Below are 15,959 nucleotides of genomic sequence, written 5' to 3'. Positions count from 1 at the left end.
ATCCGCCCCCTATTGAAACAGGTCGTGGCTGTGCAGGGCGCCGGGTCCGGTCGACTACGGTTGCCGGTGTGTTCATCGCCGGGGCGTTCGTGCCCTCCCCACCGTTGCTCGTTCCGGAGCTCAACGGTCTCGCCGTGGCCGAAACCGACGAGTTGCGGCGAGCAGTGCTCGACATCGCCCGACAACTCGCGGCGGCCACCGACTGGGTCGTTGTGGGCACCGGAGACACCTCCACCGAGGTTCTCCCCACGGCGCGCGGCACCTTTCGTGGATACGGCGCCGACGTCCCGGTCGCGCTGGGACCGGCCGCCGCGGGCGAACCCGATCCGGAACTGCCGCTCGCTGCCCTCGTCGCCGGATGGATGCGGGACCGGGTCGCTCCGCGCACCTCGGTCGAGGTGCACATCCTCGCAGACGACACCGACCCCGGCACCTGCGTCAACCTGGGCGAAAAGCTCCGGGAGCGCCTCGATGCCGATTCCGTCCCACGGGCCCTGCTCGTCGTCGCAGACGGTCCCGCGACCCTCACCGCGAAGGCTCCGGGAGCGTTCGACCCGAGGTCCGGGACCGTCGACGCAGGTCTCGCGGACGCTCTGACCGCGGGCGACCCCGACGCCCTCCTCGCGCTCGACCCCGGCCTGTGCTCGGAGGTCCGGCTCGGCGGGCGGGCGGCCTGGCAGACCTTGGCCGGGGTGTTCACCGCGCCACCGGACTCCGCGACCGTCACCTATAGCGCAGCGCCGTACGGCGTCGGCTATCACGCGGGGATGTGGTGTCCGTGAACGACTCGGTGCGCCCGATCGCCGTGGTCGGACCCACCGCGACGGGGAAGTCGGATCTCGGACTCGACCTCGCCGAAGCGCTGGGCGGCGAGATCGTCAACATCGACGCGATGCAGCAGTACCGCGGCATGGACATCGGGACCGCGAAACTCCCGGTGGAGGAGCGGCGCGGGATTCCGCACCATCAACTCGACGTGCTCGACGTCACCGAGACCGCCACGGTCGCGCGCTATCAGAGCGCCGCGACCGCCGACATCGACGCGATACGTGCCCGTGGCCGTGTGCCCGTCGTCGTCGGCGGGTCGATGATGTACGTGCAGGCTCTGCTGGACGAGTGGCAGTTCCCGGCGACCGACCCCCAGGTTCGGGCCAAGTGGGAAGCGGTGCTCGAGGACGGTGGTCCCGCGGCGGTGCACGAGGCGCTGAAGCGATCCGATCCCGTCGCGGCCGAGACGATCCTTCCCACCGACGGCAGGCGGATGGTGCGTGCGCTCGAGGTCGTCGAACTCACCGGCCTGCCGTTCGCCGCGTCGCAACCGACCATCGGGGAACCGCGGTGGGACACGGTGATTCTCGGTGTCGACCGTGAGACCGAAGAACTGGACCGGCGCATCGCCGAACGCACCGACAAGATGTTCGAGCACGGACTCGTGGACGAGGTGCGGACACTGCTCGAACACGGGTTGCGCGACGGTGTCACGGCTCGCCGCGCAATCGGGTACGCCCAAGTCATCGAGTATCTCGACGGTGAATACGACCTCGCCCACGCCCGGGAACGCACGTTCATCGGGACGCGGCGTTATGTCCGGCGCCAGCGTTCGTGGTTCCGCCGCGATCCGCGTATCCACTGGCTCGACGGCGCCGATCCGGAACTCACGGCCTCAGCGCTACGTGCCGTGACGGACGCGCAGACCGGTGGCACGCCCGGTACTCGATAAGGTGACCGGTATGGAGTTCAGCAAAGGACACGGCACCGAGAACGACTTCGTGATCCTTCCCGACCCGGACGCACGGCTCGACCTAGCACCCGAGCGGGTCGCGGCTCTGTGCGACCGCCGGCGCGGCCTCGGCGCCGACGGGGTCCTGCGCGTCGCGCGCGGCGGCGCCCTCGTCGCCGCAGGCGTGCTTCCCGGACTCCCCGAGGGCACGGGCGCCGACGACTGGTTCATGGACTACCGCAACGCCGACGGGTCGATCGCCGAGATGTGCGGCAACGGGGTGCGTGTGTTCGCGCACTACCTCACCGCTCACCGGCTCGAGACCAGGCCGGAATTCGTGGTCGGCAGCCGAGCGGGGGGAAAGCCCGTACAGGTCCACGCGGCGGGACCCGTGTTCGGTGACGTGACCGTGGACATGGGCGTCGTGCGGCAACTCGGCGACTCCACCGCGACGCTCGACGGCCGGGTCTACAGCGGCATCGGCATCGACGTGGGTAACCCGCATCTGGCGTGTGTGGATCCGAATCTGACCGAGGCGGGACTCGCGACGCTCGATCTGACCGCGCCCGGCTTCGACCCCGGCTTCTTCCCGCAGGGAGTCAACATCGAGTTCCTCACCCCGATCCTGTCCGGGTCGGTGCACATGCGAGTGCACGAGCGGGGAGTGGGGGAGACCCGGTCCTGCGGCACAGGGACCGTGGCCGCGGCGGCCGCGGCGCTGCGATACGACGGCAGCGACGAAGGGGTCGTGCAGGTCCGCATCCCCGGCGGTTCCGTCGACGTCCGCATCGAGAAGGGCCGCGCGTGGCTGCGCGGACCGTCCGTTCTCGTCGCATCGGGCGAGCTCGGTGACGAGTGGTGGTCGTCGCTCGGGTGACGCGGCGAAGCCCCAGGTGAACGCGACACAAAACCCGAATGCATCTGTTCGGGCTTCATGGGAACATGGAGATGTATGACAAACACATCGCGCACCGAGCGTGCCACCCCAGAAGACACATCCGACGTCGCCGACAGCGCACACGGAGAATGGTCCGTCGACGATCCGTCCGTCGGTGAGATGCAGTTGGACGAACGCACCGCCCTCCGGCGCGTGGCCGGTCTGTCCACCGAACTCGAAGACGTCACCGAGGTCGAATACCGCCAGCTCAGGCTCGAGCGAGTCGTGCTCGTCGGCGTCTGGACCGGTGGCACGGCAGAACAGGCGGACGCGAGTCTCGCCGAACTCGCCGCGTTGGCGGAAACCGCGGGCTCGGAGGTGCTCGACGGGCTGATCCAGCGTCGGGACAAGCCCGATGCGGCAACCTACATCGGCTCGGGCAAGGCGGAGGAACTCCGTCAGATCGTCCTGGCCACCGGGGCAGACACCGTCATCTGCGACGGTGAGCTCACCCCGGCACAGCTGACCGCGCTCGAGAAGGTCGTGAAGGTCAAGGTCATCGACCGGACCGCGCTGATTCTCGACATCTTCGCTCAGCACGCGACCTCACGCGAAGGTAAGGCGCAGGTCTCGCTCGCGCAGATGGAGTACATGCTGCCGCGGTTGCGCGGCTGGGGTGAATCGATGTCCCGCCAGGCGGGTGGTCGTGCCGGCAGCAACGGGGGAGTCGGCCTGCGTGGTCCCGGCGAGACGAAGATCGAGACGGACCGTCGCCGTATCCGTGAACGGATGGCGAAACTGCGGCGCGAGATCAAGGGTATGAAAGCTGCCCGCGACACCAAGCGGACCCGGCGGTTGCGCAACCGGATCCCTTCGGTGGCGATCGTCGGCTACACCAACGCCGGTAAGTCGAGTCTGCTCAACGCGCTCACCGGATCGGGTGTCCTGGTGCAGAATGCGCTGTTCGCGACGCTCGACCCGACGACCCGCCGAGCGGCACTGCCCGACGGCCGTGAACTGGTTTTCACCGACACGGTCGGCTTCGTTCGGCACCTTCCGACCCAGCTGGTCGAGGCGTTCCGGTCGACGCTCGAAGAGGTCGCCGATGCCGATCTGCTGCTGCACGTCGTCGACGGTTCGGATCCGATGCCCACCGAGCAGATCAAGGCCGTGCGTGAGGTCGTGACCGAGGTGCTGCGGGAAAGCGATGCCCCGCCGCCGCCCGAACTGATCGTCGTCAACAAGATCGACGCGGCCGATCCGGTGACCCTCACCCAGCTCCGTGGGCTCCTGACCGATGCGGTCTTCATCTCCGCCCGGACGGGAGAGGGGATCGACGAGCTACGCACGCGCCTAGCCGAGATCCTCGAGGATCCCGACGTGGAGGTGAAGGTCCTCGTTCCGTACACCCGGGGAGATCTGATCGCCCGTATCCATTCCGATGGGCAGATCCTGGACTCGGCACACGAAGCGGACGGCACCCGCGTGCATGCCCGGGTTCCGATGGCGCTCGCGTCGGCATTGGGCGAATACGCCGCCTGATGCGCGGTGTGCGCAGCTCGGTGGCGTGGGCGCCGCTCCTCGTCGCCGTTGTGTTCGCTGCTCCCGCCGCGGCCGACGACAGTCAGGTTCCGTCCGCGGATGTGACACCGGAGGTGTTGTGCGTTCCGAATGATCCGGCGCTGGCCGAACTGTCGGGCCTGGCGGCGGCCGGTGGCCGGCTCTTCGCGACACCCGACGCCGGTGCCGACGAGCGGATCGTCGAACTCGACTCCGATTGCGCCGTGCTGCAGCGACTCTCGGCTCCAGCCGATCCGTACGACGTGGAAGACATGTCGATCGGGCCCGACGGCCGGTTGTGGCTCGCCGACCTCGGTGACAACACCCGGAGCCGGCAGACCGTCGCGCTGATCTCGGTGGACCCCGATTCCGGTACCGGAAACCTGTATCGCCTCCGGTACCTCGACGGCCCCCAGGACGCGGAGACGCTGCTCGTCTCCCAGCAAGGGGTTCCCGTGATCGTCACGAAGTCGTTGTTCGGGCCGAGCGGAATCTACCGGCCCGCCGGCAACCGCACGACGGCGGAACTGGAGTCGCCCGGTCCTACAGACCTCGAGCGGATCGGGACTCTTGCTCTCGGCCCCACCGACACACCGGGCGGACCGATCCCCGGAGCCTCCTCCTCGATGATCACCGGGGGAGCGGTCAGCGAGGACGGAACGGTCGCCGCGGTGCGCACCTACACGGATGTCTACCTGTTCCACGCGCCCGACCGCGATATCTCTGCGGCACTGTCCTCGGGTCCCGACCTGCGGATCGCCGTCGCGGGAGAACCGCAGGGAGAGGCGATCGCCTTCACGTCGGACGGTGACCTGTTGACCGCCTCCGAAGCGGCCTCCGAGTTCGCGGTCCAGCCCCCGATTCAGATTCTGCGCGGGGTGACCGACCTCTTCGTCGCCGACGCCCCCGAGGGCGCCGGCGACGAAGAGAGGTCGACCGCGGTGTTACCGGTGGTGGGCGGCGTGGTCGTGGCGGTTGCCGCGCTCGCCGTCGCCGCGGTGGTGACGCTCAGGCGTCGAGGTCGGTAGCCACCAACTTCGTCACTTGGTCGAGCACAGCCTCGTCTTCACACGTGACGGTGACCTCGGCGCCCTGTGACGCACCGAGCGTCATGATCATCAGAGCCGACCCAGCGTCCACCGGCTCGCCTCCGTCCACCGAGAGCGTGACGGGAACTCCCGATGCCACCACGGCTTCGGCGATGATTCCGGCGGGGCGGGCGTGCAGGCCGATCGACGAGCCGACGGCGACGGTGGTGCTGGGCATGGGTTCTCCTTCGATTGCGGACGTGGCTGGTCAGGACCGGACGGCGGTGGGTTGCAGATCCGGCTCGTCGGCGATGGCGTCGGTGGTGTGGGTGACTTCCTTGGCGATGGTGACGGCGATTCCCCCCACGATCGTCCCCGCGGCCAGGGCGAGGAGGAACCACACCGCGTTGGTCATGGCGAACAGGACGAACAGTCCGCCGTGCGGCGCCGACAACGTGACGCCCGTGGCCATCACGAGACCGCCGGTGAGCGCACCGCCGAGCATCATCGACGGGATGACCCGGAACGGGTCTGCCGCGGCGAACGGGATCGCGCCCTCCGAGATGAACGATGCGCCGAGCAACCACGCCGCCTTGCCGTTCTCACGTTCGGCCTCGCTGTAGAGACGTGGCCGGATGGTCGAGGACAAAGCCATCGCGAGCGGCGGCACCATACCGGCCGCCATGACTGCGGCCATGATCTGCAGCGATGCGATGTTGCTCACGTCCAGGCCCGCGACTGCGAATGCGTATGCGGCCTTGTTGACCGGGCCACCGAGGTCGAAGCACATCATCAGGCCGAGGATGACGCCGAGGAACACCGCCGAACCGCCCGAGAGACCGTTGAGCCAGTCGGTCAGCCCGGTGGTCACGGCCGCGAGCGGCCGGCCGAGCAGCATGAACATCAGGGCACCGACGATGAGGCTCGCGAGCAGCGGAATGATGACCACAGGCATCAGGCCACGCGCCCAGGAGGGCAGCGGGATCTTGGCCACCCACAGTGCCGCGAAGCCACCGATGAGACCACCGATCAGGCCGCCGATGAAACCCGCGCCGACGAAGACGGCAACCGCACCGGCTGTGAAACCCGGTGCCAGACCGGGCCTGTCGGCGATCGCGAATGCGATGTATCCGGCGAGGGCCGGTACCAGGAACGAGAATGCCAGTGATCCGATCTGGTACAGCACCGCGCCGAGATATGCCCCGAGTCCGCCGTCGGGCAGGTTGCCGAGGCTGTTGTCCAGGACGATGTCGGCGGCGACGTCGCCGATGTTGTGCCCGCCGAGCAGGAAGCCGAGCGCGATGAGCAGGCCACCGGCAGCGACGAACGGGATCATGTAGCTCACACCGGTGAGCAGGATCTGCCGGAGGCGGGTGCCCCATCCCAATTCGGTTCCGGTGTCGCCGCCTTCCGGTGCGGCGGCCGCGGACCCGCGCTCGACGGTGTTCGCCGACGGATCGGATGCGGCCCGCAGCGCCTCGGCGATCATGGCGTCGGGTTCGTTGATCGCACGCTTGACACCGGATGCGATCACCGGCTTGCCGCCGAAGCGTTCGCGTCCCTTGACGCCGACGTCGGTCGCGAAGATCACCGCGTCCGCATCGGCGATAACCGACGCGGGAAGCGGTGTGCTTCCGCTCGAACCCTGGGTCTCGACCCGCAGCGTGACGCCGGCACGCTCGGCGGCGGCGGTCAGTGCGTCGGCGGCCATGTAGGTGTGCGCGATACCGGTCGGGCAGGCGGTCACCGCGACGAGCGTCCGCGATCCTGCGCCAGCCGATTCTCCGGCACCGTCACCGGCTCGCGTGCTCGCGACAGCACCCGCCGGCGAGTTGGTGGTGTCTCCCGCCGATGTCGCAGAGGTGCTTGTCGTCCCGGTCTCACCTCCGGTCGCGGTTGTCTCGGGTGGCAGGACACTGCGGACCAGCGCGATGACATCGTCGGCGGAGTTCGCGTCGCGCAACGACGCCACGAAGTCCGGACGCACCAGCGCCCGCGCGAGTGCGGTGAGCACCTTCATGTGATCGGCGCCGGCACCCTCGGGAGCGGCGATGAGGAACACGAGGTCGGCCGGCCCGTCGGGGGCGCCGAAATCGACCTTCGGCGACAATCGCGCGAAGGCCAGCGACGGCGTGGTGACGGAGTCTGCCCGGGCGTGCGGAATCGCGAGTCCGCCGGGAAGACCTGTGGCGGACTTGGATTCCCGATCGAGTACCGACGCGGCGAGTGCTTCGGCGTCGGAGGCGCGACCGGCGGATGCGAGGCGTCCCGCGAGTGCCGCAACGACCGACGCCTTGTCGGACCCCAGATCGACATCGAGTGCGATGAGGTCCACGTCGATGATCGCCGGGCGATCTTCAGATGCGCTGTGTGTCATGACGTGTCCTTACGGGTGGGAGGGTAGAACGTGGGCGGGTGGTTCGGGCCGGTCCTGGAACTCGGTGATGCGAACGGCGCTCGGATCGACCGATTCGGGACCGGGAAGTTCGGTGCCGGGCAATGCGACTGCGGCGCTGCCGTATGCCACCGCGTGCCGCAGGCATTCGCCGGGAAGCTCTCCGGCTTGTTCGGCGACGAGATACCCGGCCAGGGACGAGTCGCCCGCCCCAACGGTGCTTCGCACCGTCGCGCTCGTCGTCGACGCGTGCCATGCGCCTTCGCTCGTGACGAGAACGGCACCTGCTGCGCCGAGTGTCGCGAGCACCGCGCCGACGCCCCGCTGGACCAGCACCTGTCCCGCGTCGATCACGGGGCCCAGATCACCGGCTGCCGCGCCGGCTTCCAAGGCTGTGGCGTCAGCGCCCGTGAGCTGGGCGAGTTCGTCGGAGTTGGGCTTGATGAGGTCCGGAGCGGAAGTCGGCAGTTGTTCCGCGAGCGCGAGCAGCGGCGCTTCCGAGGTGTCCACGGCGACGCGGCATCCGAGGCTGCGCATGGCCGTGACCAAGTCGGCATACCAGGTGTCGGGGATGCCCGGGGGCAGTGAACCGCACAGGACCGCCCAGGTCGCGCCGCACGCGGCGTTCAGGACGGCCGTGTGGAGTTCGCCGAGGGTGCGGCCGGTGCAGGTGTGCCCCGGTTCGTTGAGCTTGGTGGTGGTGCCGTCCGGTTCGGCGATGGTGATGTTGTTGCGTGCCGGCCCGGAGGTCGCGACCGCGACGTACGGCAGCGCGCGCTCGTCGAGTGCGGTCAGCAGTGGATCCCCGTGGTCGGCGGGGAGCACAGCGAGCACGTCGAGTCCGGCGCGTCGCAGGACGCGTGCGACGTTGATGCCCTTGCCGCCGGGGTCGACAGTGGTCCCGGTGGTCCGCAGAACCGCACCACGAGCGAGCGTCCCGTTGAGTGCGACGGTGCGGTCCAGGCTGGGGTTGGCCGTCAATGTGACGATCATGCGATCACCACCTCGATTCCGAGTTCGGCGAGTTGCTTGTGGTCCGTTTCTTCGATCTCGCTGTCGGTCACGAGGACGTCGACGGCGGAGATCGGCGCAAAACGGAGGAGATTACGGCGTCCGACTTTGGACGAATCTGTCACCACCACAACGCGTTCCGCGCAGCGGACGATGGAACGCTTGACGGCGGCTTCGTCTGCATCGGGAGTGCTCAGCCCGTGCTCGACGGTGAGCGCGTTGGTTCCGACGAAAGCGACGTCGACATGGAGGGTGTCGAGGAACTGCAGTGCATCCGCCCCGACCGTGGCCTGTGTCACTCCGCGCACTCGCCCACCGATCAGGTGCAGCTGGACGGAGGGGAGTGCCGCGAGGCGGGCGGCGACGGGAACCGAATTCGTCACGATCGTCAGATCGGTATCGGTGGGCAGTGCCGAGACGATCCTGCCGGTTGTGGTTCCCGCGTCGAACACGACACTGCCACCGGACGGTGGCAGGTAGGCGGCAGCGGCGGCGGCTATCCGGTCCTTCTGGTCGGCCCGCGAGTGTTCCCGATCCGCGAGCTCCGGCTCGGTGACGGTGAGCGCAGCGAACGGAATCGCGCCGCCGTGGACCCGGCGGACGTGGCCGAGACGCTCGAGCAGCGCGAGGTCGCGCCGCACCGTTTCGGTAGTGACGCCGTACCGATCGGCAAGCGCGGCGACGGACATGCGTCCCCGGCGGCCGATCAGGTCGGCTATGGCCCGCTGGCGTTCCTCCGCGTACACCCTCACCCCAATCCGATTCTGTTGCTTTATGTTGTTTTACGCCCGTATGTGTTGACATGTCAAGGCTTTGGAGTAATCTCGATCACATTGGTCCCTGCGAGGAGGTATCCATGGACAACACGGCACGCGTCCTGTCCGGCACGCCGGTTGTGCCGGGCATCGGCTTCGGTCCGGTGATTCGCCCTGCACCGCGGCCGGTCGTGCCTCCGGAGCCCGTGTCGATTCCCGATACGGCCCGCGAAGCAGAGGTCGCTCGCTTCGAAAGTGCGGTCGCCGACGTCGCGGAACGCCTCCGAGTCAGGTCGTCCCGCGCGACAGGAGCGGCCGCCGAGGTGCTCGCGGCCACCGCGATGCTCGCGGAGGACCGGGCATGGCGAGGTGCGGCGACGACCCGCATCCGGTCCGGATCCGATGCCGTCTCGGCTGCTACCGCGGCCACGGAACAGTTCGCCGGGATCTTCGAGAAAATGGGCGGGCTGCAGGCCGAACGTGTCACCGATCTGTTCGATGTGCGCGACCGTGTGATCTCCGAACTCGAGGGTCTGCCCGAGCCCGGCCTCGAGCTTCCGGAGGTGCCGTCGGTCCTGTTCTCCGACGACCTGGCACCCGCAGACACCGCGGGTCTGGACCCCACGCTCGTCGTGGCGATCGCGACGACCCTCGGTGGTCCGACCAGCCACACCGCGATCATCGCCCGCCAGCTCGGGATCCCGTGCGTGGTCGCGGCCGGGGGGCTCGACGCAGTGCCCGCCGGGACGTCCGTCCTGCTCGACGGTTCGACGGGCCGGATCGTTATCGAACCGGACAAGGACGAAGCCGACGCGGCGGTCCGCAACGACCGCGCCGAGCGTGAACGCACCGCCGCATGGACAGGGCCGGGTGCCACGGCGGACGGTTACCCCGTCGACATCCTTGCCAACGTCCAGGACGGAGCGGGCGCCCGCGCCGCGCGCGAAACTCCCGCGCAGGGCGTCGGCCTGTTCCGGACCGAATTGTGTTTCCTGGAACGGGAAACCGAGCCGACGGTGGCAGAGCAGGCCGACATCTACGCGGAGGTGTTCGACGCGTATGCCGGACGGAAGGTCGTCGTCCGCACCCTCGACGCCGGATCCGACAAACCGTTGCGCTTCGCCAATCATCCCGAGGAGCCGAACCCCGCGCTCGGCGTGCGAGGTATCAGGATCACCTCTGCCGCACCGGGCATCCTCGAACGCCAACTCGACGCCGTCGCCGAAGCCGCTCGCCGCACCGGCGCGTCCCCGTGGGTGATGGCTCCGATGATCGCGACGATCGGCGAAGCCGCGGAGTTCGCCGCGCTCGTCCGGGAACGCGATCTCTCCCCGGGCGTCATGGTCGAGATACCGGCGGCCGCCCTGATGGCCGACCGGTTGCTCGAGCACGTCGACTTTCTCTCGATCGGCACCAACGATCTCGCCCAGTACACGCTCGCGGCAGACCGGATGTCCCCGCAGCTTGCCGCCCTCACCACATCGTGGCAACCTGCCGTTCTGATGCTGGTCGCGCAGACGGCGCGCGCGGGAGCAGTCGTGGGTAAACCGGTGGGGGTGTGCGGCGAGGCGGGGGCGGACCCGCTCCTCGCGTGCGTCCTGGCCGGTATGGGCGTGACGTCGCTGTCGTGCGCGGCGTCCGCTGTCGCACCCGTGGGGGCGCGGTTGTCGACGGTGACGATGGACCGCTGCCGTGAGGCCGCCGAGGCGGTGCTCAATGCCGTCGACGCAGCAGAGGCACGGTCGGTGGCGAACCGCATCCTCGAGTGACTGGACGGCGGAACTCACTACCGCCCCAACCATGACGCCACCGCGAGCATGTCACCGTCCATGCAGAAGTCGGCTACCCGCCGGCGATCCGGGTGTTGCGGTGCACAATCCCAGCTCGTGGCGAGGAACAATCCTGCACTCGAGCCGCGTCCGATCCCCGAAGTCTCGAGGACGTTGTGGGGGTTCGGTCGTCGTCGACGGGGCCCGATGGTGCGGCGGGGGCTCTCGCGCGGATCTACGCTTCGGTGATCTCGGCTCGGGAGGGTAGGACGCAGGCAACCGCAGCCAAGCCGACCGCGACCCAGAGTGCTGCCGGTCCGAGCCGGTGGAAGGTGAGGCCGCCGAGGGTCGCGCCGACGGCGAAGGCGAACCAGTAGCCGATGGTAGCGAGCCAACTCCACGGGTGCGTGGTGCGGATGCCGGCTACCAGTTGGTGCGCGGCCTTGACGAGGGTGCCGGTCACGTAGGTCAGGCCGACATGCACGTCGGAGTTCGTTGCCAGTGCCGAGTTGGTCAACCCACCGACGACCGCGAGCAACAGCGTTCCCGACCACGTCGATGTCGTGTTCGCCACGATCGCACCGGCCAGGGTCATGAGCGTGACCGAGGTCATCAGCACCCGGTGGGCGGCTGACCCGCCCCACCGCACGATGGCGGCGCCGGTCAGGCATCCAGCGAAAAACAGGCAGATCAGCAGGGCGGACAGGCCCGCAAGGGACCAGTGGCCGGTCGCGGTCGACGAGGCGAGGATGGTTGTATTGCCGGACATGAAGGCCACGAAGTTGCCTTGCAACACTACGAAGGCGACCGCGTCCACGAAACCACCCAGGCTCAGGAGCCAGACGCCGAGCAGAACGTCCGATGAGCGCAGATGAGCGATTGCCTTGATCACGCGCCCAAACCCTTCGGTCGAGTCGCCAGATGCTTCCGCATGCCCGACAACATCGCTGCAGGCTGGGGGAACACTGGGCGAGCTGCGCTCATCGGGCCCTAGCCGGTACAGGGCTCAGCCATGCGCAGACGACGCGGAAGGGTCCGGGTCCGGTGTCGTGTGTGGTGAGCCGATCGTCTTCGGGGGATCGGACATTCGTATCGAAGGTCGCCGCGTCGATGTTCCGTGTTCGTTCGACGGGGCGGTATTCGAACACTGCGCTGCGGGTCGGAGCCGTCTTCCGACTTCGAACAGAAGCGCAGCGGCACTCGGCCGCGCAGGCGAAGCGCGCGGTTGGGGACAGGGACCGGTCCGCCTACTGATCGCGGAAACAGGCGATGTGGAAGGGCCGGGCAGCAGGCTTACCGGTCGCGTCGTAGGTGTGGACCCTCATACGATTCGGATCTTCGTCCAGTGACACGGTGATGAGGCCCGGTTCGACGGGCTCGGTCAGTGCGCTGCCGATGGTCCCTGCGAAGTTGGTTTTGGCCTCCCCCTGCAGTGGGACTTTCCAGGTCAGGATGTATTCGTTCTCCCCGGCCAACTCGCAATCCGCTATCAGGTAGCCGCGTGCGATGGTGCCGTCTGCAGCGATCACGCAGGCGAGGCGGTTCTCGAAAGTCATCGGTCCTCCGTCGATTCGGTTGGGCGGTGCGTTCCGGATATGTTTGCGGATCAGCCTTTACGAAAAGCCCAGCTACGTATGGCGCTTATGTCGGCAGGCCCGGGATGCGTGGGCGCTGCGGTCGTACATCGGCGAAACGTCGCCAAACGGGCGTAATACGCCAAATGTCAAAAGCATCCGACTTTTCCGCGGATTCCGAATGGTCCCTCACCGTAAACCGGGTGACGGGGTCACACTCTTTCCGATCCGGGTCTTGTTCCAATCCCGGTCTACGCAACGATACTCGGGTCGAATCCTCTTCGGTGAAGTAATCGTAAGTGCGCAGATTTATCGAGTAGTTGCCTGATCGTGCGCTCGGCGCGTCGGAGGGTGCGAGCGTCTCACCACGCCCGACCCGCCCTGGTCAGGTGCGCCACACGGTCCACGCGCTCGTGTCCGCGGTATCCGGCTCGCCGCGTCGGCACCGACGAACCGGCCCAGTACCGATGGCCGCCGACCGGATGTCGCCGCAGCCCGGCCGCGCTCACCGATCCTCGGCGGCCGGCTGTCCTCGGGCTCGTGGCCCGCGCCGCACGTGCAGGCGCGGAAGTGGGGAAGTCGGTTGCGCAACGGCTGAATCCGACGGAGTGGTCTGTCGCGGCGTGCTGTACTGATCTCACCCGAGTGATCCCACGCCATGCACTGCCTCGAAGGAGTAATTCGTGTGAACTATTGGGTGAGCGTCATTTTCAGGGCGATCCCGCTCGCCATGATGGCGGTGTGCCTCGGCTACGGCGTCGATATCTGGACCACCACGGCCGACGCGTCGCATTCGGTGGCCGGCCCAATCGTCACTTTCCTCGCATCGATCTGCCTGTGCCTGTACTGCACTGCGGCGACCATCATCCGCCAGCTGATCGGCCGGTTCACAGCGGCAGACCGGGTTCTCTTTCCGGTACTCGGTTACTCGGTGGCGGTCGGAACCGCGGCGTTCGGCATCTCACTCTTCCTCGGAGCATCGAGTGCGGGGGAGAGCCCGGACTATGTGGCGGGTCACGTGGTGTTCGGACTCGGACTGATCAGTGGGTGTGTCGCGACCGTTGCGACCGCGTCGACGAAGTTCTCGCTCATCCCGCAGAATTCACGGCTGCCGAAGCCGGAGGGGGACAGAGAGCCACCGGATTCGGCCTTCTCTCCGACCACTGCGCTGGTGCTGTGCCTGATTCCCGTGTTCCTTGCGATCGTGGCCTGGGCCTTCGCGATCACCAACCTGGCACTCGGAACGACGCCGGCGCGTTTCACCGTGGGGCACGTCGTGGCAGGACTGGCTCTGATCTGTACGGCGTTGATCGGGCTGGTCGTGAGCATCGTGCGGCAGATCCAGGACACCTACCGCCCTCGGGCCCGGGTCACGTGGCCCTGGCTCGTGATCGCGGCGGGGACCATCGCTTTCGTCTGGGGCATCGTTCTGCTCGCGTGGAACGGGCCGGACTACTATCAGACGCCGGGTTTTGTGATGGTGGGGCTAGGGCTCGTCTGCTTCAGCATTCTCAGCAAGGTCGGCCTGCTCGCCCTCGTCTGGCGCCGAACGTTCGACCTCGCCAACAGGGTTCCGCTGGTGCCGGTCGTGACGGCGCTGACGTGTCTCTTCCTGGCCGCATTCGTCTTCCAGGCAGCCGTCGACGACGAGAGTGTGTTCGTCGCCGCCCGGGTGCTGGTGGGACTCGGAGCGATATGCTTCTCGCTCTACTCCATCGTCAGCATCTTGGAGAGCGGCACGTCATCCGGGGATTGATTCGCCTCATGCCTCCCGCTTCGATCACGCCGGGTGGGGCGACCTGCGCGGCCGGCGGCGCTGAGCCTTACCATTGCGTTTCGTGAACGTACAAGAGGACGGGACCGGGCGAGAGAGCGGGACCGAGCGAGAGAGCGGGACCGAGCGAGTGGACGGGGCCGAGCGAGACCGCGAGAGCGGCACCGAGCGCCGACGCTTCGGCGGTCTGGGATGGTCGCTGCACGGCGACGGGCGCCACATCAGCGAGGGTGCGGTCGTCGCGCCGCACGAGCGGTTGTCGTGGCCGCGGACCATCGGCATCGGGATGCAGCACGTCATCGCGATGTTCGGCGCGACGTTGCTGGTACCGACCATCACCGGATTCCCGGTCACCACGACGCTGCTCTTCTCTGGCATCGGCACAGCACTGTTCCTTGTGCTCACCCGTGGGCGGGTACCGAGCTATCTCGGGTCGTCCTTCGCATTCATCGCCCCGCTCAGCGCATCCGCGGGCTCCGGACCGGCTGCGCAGCTCGGTGCGATCCTGGTTGCCGGCGTCGTCCTGGCACTTGTCGGCCTACTCGTGAAGGCGCTCGGCGCCCACGTCATCGATGCGGTCATGCCGCCGGTGGTCACCGGCGCCGTGGTGGCGCTGATCGGTCTCAATCTGGCACCAACAGCGGCAAGTTCGTTCGAAGCGCAGCCGCTGGTCGCATTCGTGACGCTCGTGGTGATCCTCCTCGTCACGGTGGTCGGACCCGGCATGCTCGGGCGACTCGGCATCCTCGTCGGCGTCGTCGTCGGCTGGGTTTTCGCCGCGCTCACCGGGTCGCTGGCGTCCGAACGCGTCGATGCCATGCGCGACGCCGCATGGTTCGGGCTGCCCGAGTTCCGGGGCCCGACCTTCGAGCTGTCCGTGATTCTGCTGACGCTGCCCGTGGTCATCGTCCTGGTCGCCGAGAACGTCGGACACGTCAAGGCGGTCGCGGCGATGACCGGCAAGAGCCTCGACGACGTGGCAGGCAACGCTCTGTTCGCCGACGGACTTGCCACCACGCTCGCCGGTGCCGGCGGTGGTTCCGGAACCACGACGTACGCGGAGAACATCGGGGTCATGGCGGCCACGCGCGTCTACTCGACGGCGGCCTACTGGGTGGCTGCGGTGACCGCGGTGGTTCTGGCGTTCTCGCCGAAGTTCGGCGCGCTCGTCTTCACGGTGCCCGACGGTGTCCTCGGCGGTGCGACACTCGTGCTCTACGGCCTGATCGGTCTTCTCGGTGTGCGCATCTGGATGGAGGCGAAGGTCGACTTCACCGATCCGGTGAACCTGACCGTCGCTGCGGCGGCGCTGGTCGCGGGCATCGGCGACCTCACGCTTTCCGTCGGTTCGGTGGAACTCGGCGGCATCGCGTGGGGATCGATCGGCATCCTCGTCGCGTACCCGATCCTGCGCCGATTGAGCACTCTTCGCCGCTGAGGGGTGCGTGCGCGGTCACAAAACTCGCTCGCTCCTGTCAGCGTCACAACACTTTCCT

14 protein-coding genes are annotated in these 15,959 nt (G+C 67.9%); 8 read left to right on the top strand and 6 right to left on the bottom strand.

Annotated elements, in window-relative coordinates; all coding sequences use genetic code 11:
- The first annotated feature begins 68 nt into the window (after positions 1 to 68).
- The 5 genes from RDCOP1_RS02795 (at position 69) to RDCOP1_RS02775 (ending at position 5,185) form a co-directional block, all read left to right on the top strand.
- Positions 69 to 782: a class III extradiol dioxygenase subunit B-like domain-containing protein gene (locus tag RDCOP1_RS02795; RefSeq protein ID WP_072698515.1), complete on the top strand. Its 714-nt coding sequence runs from the start codon at positions 69 to 71 to the stop codon at positions 780 to 782.
- Entirely contained in the window at positions 779 to 1,720 is a 942-nt protein-coding gene (miaA, locus tag RDCOP1_RS02790) for a tRNA (adenosine(37)-N6)-dimethylallyltransferase MiaA (protein ID WP_371836799.1), read from the top strand. Before RDCOP1_RS02795 ends, miaA begins: the two co-directional genes overlap by 4 nt.
- A 10-nt stretch (positions 1,721 to 1,730) precedes the next feature.
- Positions 1,731 to 2,597 (top strand): diaminopimelate epimerase, encoded by an 867-nt coding sequence (gene dapF / locus RDCOP1_RS02785; RefSeq protein ID WP_072698862.1) that lies wholly within the window; start codon positions 1,731 to 1,733, stop codon positions 2,595 to 2,597.
- A gap of 75 nt (positions 2,598 to 2,672) precedes the next feature.
- On the top strand, positions 2,673 to 4,139 hold the full coding sequence (gene hflX, locus RDCOP1_RS02780; protein ID WP_072698513.1) for a GTPase HflX: 1,467 nt from the start codon (positions 2,673 to 2,675) through the stop codon (positions 4,137 to 4,139).
- The gene (locus RDCOP1_RS02775; RefSeq protein WP_072698512.1) at positions 4,139 to 5,185 is read left to right on the top strand and encodes a hypothetical protein; all 1,047 of its coding nucleotides are present in this window, start codon (positions 4,139 to 4,141) and stop codon (positions 5,183 to 5,185) included. The genes hflX and RDCOP1_RS02775 overlap by 1 nt, the downstream gene beginning before the upstream one ends.
- On the opposite strand, the gene RDCOP1_RS02770 is transcribed toward RDCOP1_RS02775, so the two are convergent.
- From RDCOP1_RS02770 to RDCOP1_RS02755, 4 genes are read right to left on the bottom strand one after another with little or no spacing between them, the layout of a single operon-like run.
- Positions 5,166 to 5,423, bottom strand: a complete 258-nt coding sequence (locus tag RDCOP1_RS02770) for an HPr family phosphocarrier protein (RefSeq protein WP_072698511.1) — start codon at positions 5,421 to 5,423, stop codon at positions 5,166 to 5,168. The genes RDCOP1_RS02775 and RDCOP1_RS02770 overlap by 20 nt on opposite strands.
- A 30-nt stretch (positions 5,424 to 5,453) precedes the next feature.
- Positions 5,454 to 7,562, bottom strand: a complete 2,109-nt coding sequence (locus tag RDCOP1_RS02765) for a PTS fructose transporter subunit IIABC (RefSeq protein ID WP_072698510.1) — start codon at positions 7,560 to 7,562, stop codon at positions 5,454 to 5,456.
- Between the two features lie 9 nt (positions 7,563 to 7,571).
- Positions 7,572 to 8,573: a 1-phosphofructokinase family hexose kinase gene (locus tag RDCOP1_RS02760; protein WP_072698509.1), complete on the bottom strand. Its 1,002-nt coding sequence runs from the start codon at positions 8,571 to 8,573 to the stop codon at positions 7,572 to 7,574.
- Positions 8,570 to 9,337: a DeoR/GlpR family DNA-binding transcription regulator gene (locus RDCOP1_RS02755; RefSeq protein WP_072698508.1), complete on the bottom strand. Its 768-nt coding sequence runs from the start codon at positions 9,335 to 9,337 to the stop codon at positions 8,570 to 8,572. The genes RDCOP1_RS02760 and RDCOP1_RS02755 overlap by 4 nt, the downstream gene beginning before the upstream one ends.
- 110 nt (positions 9,338 to 9,447) lie before the next feature.
- On the opposite strand from RDCOP1_RS02755, the gene ptsP reads away from it, so the two are divergent.
- On the top strand, positions 9,448 to 11,115 hold the full coding sequence (ptsP, locus tag RDCOP1_RS02750; RefSeq protein ID WP_072698507.1) for a phosphoenolpyruvate--protein phosphotransferase: 1,668 nt from the start codon (positions 9,448 to 9,450) through the stop codon (positions 11,113 to 11,115).
- A 235-nt stretch (positions 11,116 to 11,350) separates the two neighbouring features.
- On the opposite strand, the gene RDCOP1_RS02745 is transcribed toward ptsP, so the two are convergent.
- Positions 11,351 to 12,007, bottom strand: coding sequence for a YoaK family protein (locus tag RDCOP1_RS02745; protein ID WP_169848804.1), 657 nt, complete (start codon positions 12,005 to 12,007; stop codon positions 11,351 to 11,353).
- Between the two features lie 355 nt (positions 12,008 to 12,362).
- Positions 12,363 to 12,671 carry a cell wall metabolism sensor histidine kinase WalK gene (locus tag RDCOP1_RS02740; protein ID WP_072698506.1) on the bottom strand — a complete coding sequence of 103 codons (309 nt, stop codon included), beginning with the start codon at positions 12,669 to 12,671 and terminating at the stop codon, positions 12,363 to 12,365.
- A 703-nt stretch (positions 12,672 to 13,374) separates the two neighbouring features.
- Here RDCOP1_RS02740 and RDCOP1_RS02735 point away from each other — a divergent pair.
- Positions 13,375 to 14,445 (top strand): DUF2776 family protein, encoded by a 1,071-nt coding sequence (locus RDCOP1_RS02735; RefSeq protein WP_072698505.1) that lies wholly within the window; start codon positions 13,375 to 13,377, stop codon positions 14,443 to 14,445.
- Between the two features lie 148 nt (positions 14,446 to 14,593).
- Positions 14,594 to 15,901 (top strand): uracil-xanthine permease family protein, encoded by a 1,308-nt coding sequence (locus RDCOP1_RS02730; RefSeq protein ID WP_084722309.1) that lies wholly within the window; start codon positions 14,594 to 14,596, stop codon positions 15,899 to 15,901.
- The last annotated feature ends 58 nt before the right edge of the window (positions 15,902 to 15,959 follow it).

The sequence above is a fragment of the Rhodococcus coprophilus NBRC 100603 genome, assembly GCF_001895045.1.
GTDB classification, from domain to species: domain Bacteria; phylum Actinomycetota; class Actinomycetes; order Mycobacteriales; family Mycobacteriaceae; genus Rhodococcus; species Rhodococcus coprophilus.
Note: the sequence above shows the minus strand (reverse complement) of the source record. Positions and strands in the feature narration are given on the sequence as shown.